The sequence below is a fragment of the Kitasatospora sp. NPDC056327 genome (assembly GCF_042261735.1).
GTDB lineage: Bacteria > Actinomycetota > Actinomycetes > Streptomycetales > Streptomycetaceae > Kitasatospora.
Map to the genome: position 1 here is coordinate 1 of NZ_JBHJRC010000111.1, position 3,015 is coordinate 3,015.

General features: G+C 66.8%; 6 protein-coding genes. All 6 read right to left on the reverse strand.

The features are described from left to right. Positions 1-95: 95 nt before the first annotated feature. Genes rplO through rpsH form a run of 6 tightly spaced genes read right to left on the reverse strand, consistent with a single transcriptional unit; the run spans position 96 to position 2,764 of the window. Positions 96-548 (reverse strand): 50S ribosomal protein L15, encoded by a 453-nt coding sequence (gene rplO, locus ACFCX4_RS18100; protein WP_376143511.1) that lies wholly within the window; start codon positions 546-548, stop codon positions 96-98. 2 nt (positions 549-550) lie between these two features. Beyond that, entirely contained in the window at positions 551-733 is a 183-nt protein-coding gene (gene rpmD, locus ACFCX4_RS18105) for a 50S ribosomal protein L30 (RefSeq protein WP_182313943.1), read from the reverse strand. Continuing rightward, positions 733-1,359 carry a 30S ribosomal protein S5 gene (gene rpsE, locus ACFCX4_RS18110; protein ID WP_327677860.1) on the reverse strand — a complete coding sequence of 209 codons (627 nt, stop codon included), beginning with the start codon at positions 1,357-1,359 and terminating at the stop codon, positions 733-735. The genes rpmD and rpsE overlap by 1 nt, the downstream gene beginning before the upstream one ends. A gap of 48 nt (positions 1,360-1,407) precedes the next feature. Next, complete coding sequence (gene rplR / locus ACFCX4_RS18115) at positions 1,408-1,791, reverse strand: 50S ribosomal protein L18 (RefSeq protein ID WP_376143514.1); 384 nt, start codon at positions 1,789-1,791, stop codon at positions 1,408-1,410. A 3-nt stretch (positions 1,792-1,794) separates the two neighbouring features. Then, the gene (gene rplF / locus ACFCX4_RS18120) at positions 1,795-2,334 is read right to left on the reverse strand and encodes a 50S ribosomal protein L6 (protein WP_376143516.1); all 540 of its coding nucleotides are present in this window, start codon (positions 2,332-2,334) and stop codon (positions 1,795-1,797) included. A 22-nt stretch (positions 2,335-2,356) separates the two neighbouring features. Further along, the gene (rpsH, locus tag ACFCX4_RS18125; protein WP_031063036.1) at positions 2,357-2,764 is read right to left on the reverse strand and encodes a 30S ribosomal protein S8; all 408 of its coding nucleotides are present in this window, start codon (positions 2,762-2,764) and stop codon (positions 2,357-2,359) included. Positions 2,765-3,015: the final 251 nt, after the last annotated feature.

Consider the following 3,015-nt stretch of genomic DNA (forward strand, 5'->3'; position numbering starts at 1 on the left):
ACGTCTTCTCCTTCGGCCAGGAGACCAAGACCCTGAACCTGATCACCGGGACCCTGGCCACCGCCGGGGTGTTCGTGGTGATCATGATGGGCGGCTCAGACGAGCTCGGTGACGGTACCGCCGGCGGCGGTGATCTTCTCGGCGGCGGAGCCGGAGACGGCGTCGACCGTCACCTGCAGCGCGACCGAGATCTCGCCGGTGCCGAGCACCTTGACGAGGGAGTTCTTGCGAACCGCGCCCTTGGCGACCAGGTCCTCGACCGTGACCGCGCCACCCTGCGGGTAGAGCTCGGCCAGCTTGTCGAGGTTCACGACCTGGAACGTGATCTTGAACGGGTTCTTAAAGCCCTTCAGCTTCGGCAGGCGCATGTGGAGCGGCATCTGGCCACCCTCGAAGCGCTGCGGAACCTGGTAGCGGGCCTTGGTGCCCTTGGTACCACGACCGGCGGTCTTACCCTTGGAACCCTCACCACGACCCACACGGATCTTGTCGGTCTTGGCACCCGGGGCGGGACGCAGGTTGTGGATCTTGATCGGGTTGTCGCCCATGATCAGTCCACCTCCTCAACCGTCACCAGGTGACGGACCGTCTGGGCCATCCCGCGGATCTCGGGACGGTCCTCCTTCACCACGACATCGTTCAGGCGCTTGAGGCCCAGCGAACGAAGGGTGTCGCGGTGGTTCTGCTTGCTGCCGATGTACGACTTGGTCTGCGTGATCTTCAGGCGAGCCATCAGGCACTCACCCCGGCAGCGGCACGGGCGCGCAGCAGACCGGCCGGAGCCACGTCCTCAAGCGGCAGACCGCGGCGGGCGGCCACCTCCTCGGGGCGCTGGATCTGCTTCAGAGCGGCCACGGTGGCGTGCACGATGTTGATCGCGTTGTCCGAGCCGAGCGACTTCGACAGGATGTCGTGAACGCCGGCGCACTCCAGGACGGCGCGCACCGGACCACCGGCGATAACACCGGTACCGGGGGCGGCGGGCTTCAGCAGCACGACGCCGGCGGCCTTCTCACCCTGAACGGGGTGCGCGATGGTGCCCTGGATACGGGGGACCTTGAAGAAGTTCTTCTTGGCCTCCTCAACACCCTTGGCGATGGCGGCCGGAACCTCCTTCGCCTTCCCGTAACCGACACCTACGGTGCCGTCACCGTCGCCCACCACGACCAGCGCGGTGAAGCTGAAACGACGACCACCCTTGACAACCTTGGCGACACGGTTGATCGCGACGACGCGCTCGACGTAAGCGGTCTTCTCGACGGCGGGGGCATTGCCCCGGTCGTCACGCTTACGGTCGCGCCGCTCGCCACCGCCGGTGCCGCCGCCGGCGCCGCTACCGCGGCGCTGGGGTCCAGCCATTGGAATTACCTCTCTCGATTACGTCCGTCGACTGAGCCGACGAGCGGCTTAGAAGTCGAGCCCGGCCTCGCGGGCCGCGTCCGCCAGGGCGGCGATGCGGCCGGCGTACCGGTTGCCCGCGCGGTCGAAGACGACCGACTCGATGCCGGCGGCCTTGGCGCGCTCGGCGACCAGGCTCCCGACCTTCTTGGCCAGCTCGGTCTTGTCGCCCTCGGTGCCCTTGATGGACACGTCGAGGGTGGACGCCGACGCCAGGGTGTGACCCTTGGCGTCGTCGATGACCTGGGCGACCACGTGACGGTTCGAGCGCGTCACGACGAGGCGCGGACGCACCTCGGTGCCGACGACGCGCTTGCGAACGCGGATCGCGCGGCGCTTGCGAGCGGCGCTCTTGTAGGCGTTGCCCTTGCCGATCTTGACAGAGACGCTCATCGCTTACTTACCACTCTTTCCGACCTTGCGGCGGATGACCTCGCCCGCGTACTTGACGCCCTTGGCCTTGTACGGGTCGGGCTTGCGCAGCTTGCGGATCTTCGCGGCGACCTCGCCGACCTTCTGCTTGTCGATGCCGTCCACGTGGAACTTGGTGGGCGACTCGACCACGAAGGAGATGCCCTCCGGGGCCTCGACCAGGATCGGGTGGCTGTAGCCGAGCTGGAACTCCATGGTGGAGCCCTTCGCAGCGACTCGGTAGCCGACACCGCTGATCTCCAGCGACTTGCGGTAGCCCGCGGTCACGCCGGTGATCATGTTCGCCACCAGCGTGCGGGTCAGGCCGTGCAGGGCCTTCGACAGACGCTCGTCGTTGGGGCGGGTGACGACCAGAGTGCCGTCCTCGCCCTTGCCGATCTCGATCGGCGCGGCGACGACGTGGGTGAGGGAGCCCTTCGGGCCCTTCACCGAGACCGCCTGGCCATCGATGGTGACGTCCACGCCGGCGGGAACCGGGATGGGCAGCCGTCCAATGCGCGACATTGCTGTACCTCCGTTTCCCGAATTACCAGACGTAGGCGAGAACTTCTCCGCCTACGCCCTTCTTGGCGGCCTGCTTGTCGGTGAGGAGACCCGAGGACGTGGAGATGATCGCCACGCCCAGGCCGCCGAGCACCTTCGGCAGGTTGGTGGACTTTGCGTAGACCCGCAGGCCCGGCTTGCTGATCCGCTTGATGCCAGCGATCGAGCGCTCACGGTTGGGGCCGAACTTGAGCTCGATGGTCAGCTTCTTGCCGACCTCTCCCTCGACGGGCTCCTCAACCTTGTAGGAGGAGATGTAACCCTCCTGCTGCAGGATCTGGGCGACGTGCGCCTTGATCTTGCTGGCCGGCATCGCCACGGAGTCGTGGTACGCCGAGTTCGCGTTACGCAGACGCGTGAGCATGTCTGCGATGGGGTCGGTCATGGTCATGATGGCCTCAGGCCTCTCTCGCCGTGGTTTCTCCGCGCCAGGTCCCCCCGCCGCACTCCGGGGAGTGCGGCGGGGGCACAGACGCAGGGGACCTGCGGCGTCGTAAGACTGGGTGCGAGCCCTCCGGGGAGAGTCGAGGGCGGCGATGGTGCCCCCCCCCCAGGGGGCCCCCCCACACAAACCAAACGGGTTACCAAACCGGCCCCCAAAAACGGAACCAGGGGGGTGGGTGGCTTATAAAAAAAAACAAG

Excerpts from the sequence above, each read along its gene's own strand:
- rpsH (WP_031063036.1), bottom strand. The coding sequence starts at position 2,764 with ATGACCATGACCGACCCCATCGCAGACATGCTCACGCGTCTGCGTAAC.
- rplF (WP_376143516.1), bottom strand. The coding sequence starts at position 2,334 with ATGTCGCGCATTGGACGGCTGCCCATCCCGGTTCCCGCCGGCGTGGAC.
- rpmD (WP_182313943.1), bottom strand. The coding sequence starts at position 733 with ATGGCTCGCCTGAAGATCACGCAGACCAAGTCGTACATCGGCAGCAAG.
- rpsE (WP_327677860.1), bottom strand. The coding sequence starts at position 1,359 with ATGGCTGGACCCCAGCGCCGCGGTAGCGGCGCCGGCGGCGGCACCGGC.
- rplR (WP_376143514.1), bottom strand. The coding sequence starts at position 1,791 with ATGAGCGTCTCTGTCAAGATCGGCAAGGGCAACGCCTACAAGAGCGCC.
- rplO (WP_376143511.1), bottom strand. The coding sequence starts at position 548 with ATGGGCGACAACCCGATCAAGATCCACAACCTGCGTCCCGCCCCGGGT.